This window comes from Stenotrophomonas sp. NPDC047960 (genome assembly GCF_043204395.1).
Lineage (GTDB): Bacteria > Pseudomonadota > Gammaproteobacteria > Xanthomonadales > Xanthomonadaceae > Stenotrophomonas.
Genome location: NZ_JBIDBX010000012.1, coordinates 1 through 4,394, shown reverse-complemented (window position 1 = coordinate 4,394; position 4,394 = coordinate 1). Strand labels below are relative to the sequence as shown.

Below are 4,394 nucleotides of genomic sequence, written 5' to 3'. Positions count from 1 at the left end.
CAGACCTTGATGCCGATGATGCCGTAGGTCGTCTTGGCTTCAGCGAAGCCATAGTCGATGTCGGCACGCAGCGTGTGCAGCGGCACGCGGCCTTCGCGGTACCACTCCGAACGGGCGATTTCCGCACCGTTCAAGCGGCCACCGACGTTGACCTTGATGCCCAGGGCACCGAGGCGCATCGCATTGCCGACCGAGCGCTTCATTGCGCGGCGGAACATGATGCGACGCTCCAGCTGCTGCGCGATCGACTCGGCAACCAGCTGTGCGTCCAGCTCGGGCTTGCGCACTTCGGTGACGTTGATGTGCGCCGGAACGCCCATCATTTCGCTCACTTCCTTGCGCAGCTTCTCGATGTCCTCACCACGCTTGCCGATCACCACGCCCGGACGGGCGGTGTGGATCGTCACGCGGGCGGTCTTCGCCGGACGTTCGATGAGGATCTTGCTGATGCCGGCCTGCGCGAGCTTCTTGCGCAGCATGTCCCGCACCTTCAGGTCGGCTGCCAGATAACCAGCAAACTCGGCCTTGTTGGCGTACCACTTGGAGTTCCAGTCCTTGGAGATGCCGAGGCGGATACCAATCGGATGAACTTTATGACCCATGGTGTTTTCCTTTCCGCTTACTTGCCGGCGCCCACAACCACAGTGATGTGGCTGGTGCGCTTGAGGATGCGGGTGCCGCGGCCTTTCGCCCGCGCCATGAAACGCTTCAGGGTCGGACCTTCATCTACCATGATGGTCTGAACCTTCAGCTCGTCGCCGTCGGCGCCCTGGTTGTTCTCGGCATTGGCAATAGCCGACTCCACCACCTTCTTGATCAGGTGGGCAGCCTTCTTGTCCGAGAACTTCAGCAGGTTGACCGCACGCTCGGCCGGCAGGCCGCGCACCTGGTCAGCGACCAGGCGGGCTTTCTGCGCAGAGATGCGCGCGGAGCGCAGGATTGCTTTCGCTTCCATTGTCATCTCTCCTTACTTGCCCGACTTCTTGTCACCACCGTGACCCTTGAAGGTCCGGGTGATGGCAAATTCGCCGAGCTTGTGGCCGACCATGTTCTCGTTGACGAGCACCGGAACGTGGTTCTTGCCGTTATGAACGGCGATGGTGATGCCTACCATTTCCGGCAGGATCATCGAACGGCGCGACCAGGTCTTGATCGGCTTCTTGCTACCCGCAGCGGCCTCCACCTTCTTGACGAGGTGGTGATCGACGAACGGGCCCTTCTTGAGTGAACGTGCCATGGTCGATTAGCCCCTACGATCGCGGACGATGAATTGCTGGGTGCGCTTGTTCTTGCGCGTCTTGTAACCCTTGGTCGGGCCACCCCACGGGGTGACCGGATGCGGATTACCCTGGCCGGCCTTCGCCTCACCACCACCGTGCGGGTGGTCAACCGGGTTCATGGCAGCACCACGAACGGTCGGGCGGACACCGCGCCAGCGCTTGGCGCCAGCCTTGCCCAGCTTTTCCAGGTTGTGTTCGTCGTTGCCGACTTCGCCGATCGTTGCGCGGCACTCGACCGGCACCTTGCGCATTTCACCCGAGCGCAGGCGCAGGGTGGCGAAGACGCCTTCACGAGCGACGAGCTGCACGGCAGCGCCGGCGGCACGCGCGATCTGGGCACCCTTGCCCGGCTTCAGTTCGATGCCGTGGACAGTGGTACCAACCGGAATGTTGCGCAGCGGCAGGGTGTTGCCGGTCTTGATCGGCGCATCCGAACCCGCGATCACCTGGTCACCGGCCTTCAGGCCCTTCGGTGCGATGATGTAGCGGCGCTCGCCGTCGACGTAGCACAGCAGGGCGATATGGGCGGTGCGGTTCGGATCGTATTCGATGCGTTCCACGCGCGCCGGAATGCCTTCCTTGTTGCGCTTGAAGTCGATCAGACGGTAATGCTGCTTGTGACCACCGCCCACGTGACGGGTGGTGATGCGACCGTGGTGGTTACGACCACCGGTATTGCTCTTCGGCTCCAGCAACGCTGCGTGCGGTGCGCCCTTGTGCAGATCGGGCGTAACCACGCGCACGGCCGAACGGCGGCCGGGGGAAGTGGGCTTGAATTTCATCAATGGCATGGGATGTACCTCAGGCCTTGGCCGTTACATCGATGGACTGGCCATCGGCGAGACGCACGTACGCCTTGCGCCAATCGCCGCGGCGGCCGGTGCGGTTACGGAAGGACTTGTTCTTGCCCTTCACGTTCAGCACGTTGACCGCTTCGACCTTGACGTCGAACAACTGCTCTACCGCGGCCTTCACGTCGGCCTTGGTCGCTTCGTTCGAGATCTCGAAGACATACTGGTTGGAATGTTCCTGCAGGCGCGCGGTCTTTTCGGAGACTCGCGGAGCACGCAGCACGCTGAAGATTTTTTCGTTGCTGTTCATGCCAGCCACTCCTCGACCTTCTTGACCGCGTCAGCGGTGATGACGACCGTGTCGGCACCGACCAGCGACACCGGATCCAGGCCCTGCACGTCACGCACTTCCACGTAGGGAATGTTGCGGGCCGACAGGTACAGGTGCTCGGTGGCTTCCTCGGTGACGATCAGCGGGCGCTTGCCCACTTCCAGGCCGGCCAGCTTGGCGATCAGCGCCTTCGTGCTGGTCGCTTCGACATCGAACGACTCCACGATGGTCAGACGGCCCTGACGGTTCAGCTCGGACAGGATCGCGCACATGGCGGCACGGTACTGCTTGCGGTTGACCTTCTGCTCGAAGCTGCGCGGCTTGGCCGCGAAGGTGACGCCACCGCCGACGAAGATCGGAGCCGTCAGCGCGCCATGACGCGCACCGCCGCCCTTCTGCTTCTTCGACTTCTTGGTGGTACCAGCCACTTCAGAGCGAGTCTTCTGTGCCTTGGTGCCGGCGCGACCGGCGTTGCGATAGGCGACGACGACCTGGTGGACAAGATCTTCGCTGAAATCGCGACCGAACACGGCATCGGAGACCGAGACCTTGTTGTTGCTACCCGTGATAACGAGTTCCATCGTCATCTCTCCTTATGCCTTGCTAGCCGGACGCACGATCACGTCACCACCCGCAGCGCCAGGCACGGCGCCGCGAATCGCGATCAGACCGCGCTCGACGTCGACCTTGACAACTTCCAGGTTCTGCGTGCTCTGCTGCACGGCACCCATGTGGCCCGACATCTTCTTGCCCGGGAACACACGACCCGGGGTCTGGCGCTGGCCCAGCGAACCCGGCGCGCGATGCGACAGCGAGTTACCGTGGGTGGCGTCGCCCATACGGAAGTTGTAGCGCTTGATGGTGCCCTGGAAGCCCTTACCCTTGGTGACACCCTGGACGTCGACCTTCTGGCCCACTTCAAAGATGTCCGCCTTGACTTCGCCGCCAACGGCGAAATCGCCGAGCTGCGCGTCTTCAACGCGGAATTCCCACAGGCCGCGACCGGCTTCCACCTTCGCCTTGGCGAAGTGGCCGGCTTCCGGCTTGTTGACCAGGGCAGCGCGACGCGCGCCGACGGTCACCTGCACGGCGCTGTAGCCGTCGGCTTCGACGGTCTTGATCTGCGCGATGCGGTTCGGGGTGGCTTCAATCAGGGTCACCGGAATGGCCTGGCCATCTTCGGTGAACACGCGGCTCATGCCAGCCTTGCGGCCCACGAAGCCCAACGAATATTTCTTCGTCATGGTCGTAGTCCTCAGGTCAGCTTGATCTGAACGTCGACGCCGGCAGCCAGTTCGAGCTTCATCAGCGCGTCCACGGTCTTGTCGTTGGGGTCGACGATGTCGAGCACGCGCTTGTGCGTGCGGGTCTCGTACTGGTCACGCGCGTCCTTGTCGACGTGCGGCGAGACGAGAATGGTGTAGCGCTCGATCTTGGTCGGCAGCGGGATCGGGCCACGCACTTGCGCGCCGGTCCGCTTTGCCGTTTCAACGATCTCGCTGGCCGAACGGTCGATCAAACGATGATCGAACGCCTTCAACCGAATCCGGATCTTTTGGTCCGCCATGGCGGTAGGTTCCTTCGTTAAAAGAGCGACGGACAAGGCCTCTGGGTTGCCTTGTCCCATGAATATCCTGAATGCGGACGCCGCACATTCCTGCGCGGCGACAAGATCTTTCCGTAGACCTCAAAAATCGAGGCAGACCGGTCTCCCGATCTGCCCAGACAAAAAGTATAGCGCGCATACAACGCGGCGGTCAACAGGGGACCTGTTGACACTGCCTGAATGGCGCGACCCTTCCTGGTCTGGGGAACACGAGGTGCATCCTGCGCCTCTTTTCCCGTTTTGTTGCAACCCCGATGCCCTACCCAGGCAACATCGGGGCGCAGAGTCTAACAGATTACGCGATGATCTTGGAGACCACGCCGGCGCCGACGGTACGGCCGCCTTCACGAATCGCGAAGCGCAGGCCTTCGTCCATGGCGACCGGG

At 62.4% G+C, this 4,394-nt stretch carries 8 protein-coding genes and 1 pseudogene; all 9 read right to left on the bottom strand.

All coding sequences use genetic code 11. The features are described from left to right. Window positions 1-602, bottom strand: a 602-nt coding sequence (gene rpsC / locus ACGFZ3_RS18715; RefSeq protein ID WP_392924733.1) for a 30S ribosomal protein S3, incomplete at its 3' end; no start/stop codon positions are given. A gap of 17 nt (window positions 603-619) precedes the next feature. Then, window positions 620-955 (bottom strand): 50S ribosomal protein L22, encoded by a 336-nt coding sequence (rplV, locus tag ACGFZ3_RS18710; RefSeq protein WP_392924730.1) that lies wholly within the window; start codon window positions 953-955, stop codon window positions 620-622. A gap of 12 nt (window positions 956-967) precedes the next feature. Continuing rightward, window positions 968-1,237 carry a 30S ribosomal protein S19 gene (gene rpsS / locus ACGFZ3_RS18705; protein WP_017355409.1) on the bottom strand — a complete coding sequence of 90 codons (270 nt, stop codon included), beginning with the start codon at window positions 1,235-1,237 and terminating at the stop codon, window positions 968-970. A 6-nt stretch (window positions 1,238-1,243) separates the two neighbouring features. Continuing rightward, window positions 1,244-2,071 (bottom strand): 50S ribosomal protein L2, encoded by an 828-nt coding sequence (gene rplB, locus ACGFZ3_RS18700; protein WP_392924727.1) that lies wholly within the window; start codon window positions 2,069-2,071, stop codon window positions 1,244-1,246. A 10-nt stretch (window positions 2,072-2,081) separates the two neighbouring features. Continuing rightward, window positions 2,082-2,381, bottom strand: a complete 300-nt coding sequence (gene rplW / locus ACGFZ3_RS18695; RefSeq protein WP_068854553.1) for a 50S ribosomal protein L23 — start codon at window positions 2,379-2,381, stop codon at window positions 2,082-2,084. After that, a complete protein-coding gene (rplD, locus tag ACGFZ3_RS18690; RefSeq protein WP_068849458.1) occupies window positions 2,378-2,983 on the bottom strand; it encodes a 50S ribosomal protein L4 in 606 nt (201 codons plus the stop codon). The genes rplW and rplD overlap by 4 nt, the downstream gene beginning before the upstream one ends. A 12-nt stretch (window positions 2,984-2,995) precedes the next feature. Continuing rightward, the gene (rplC, locus tag ACGFZ3_RS18685) at window positions 2,996-3,646 is read right to left on the bottom strand and encodes a 50S ribosomal protein L3 (RefSeq protein WP_068849456.1); all 651 of its coding nucleotides are present in this window, start codon (window positions 3,644-3,646) and stop codon (window positions 2,996-2,998) included. An 11-nt stretch (window positions 3,647-3,657) separates the two neighbouring features. Beyond that, on the bottom strand, window positions 3,658-3,969 hold the full coding sequence (gene rpsJ / locus ACGFZ3_RS18680; RefSeq protein ID WP_010341589.1) for a 30S ribosomal protein S10: 312 nt from the start codon (window positions 3,967-3,969) through the stop codon (window positions 3,658-3,660). A gap of 334 nt (window positions 3,970-4,303) precedes the next feature. Further along, window positions 4,304-4,394: pseudogene (locus tag ACGFZ3_RS18675) on the bottom strand (elongation factor Tu); the annotation flags it as partial.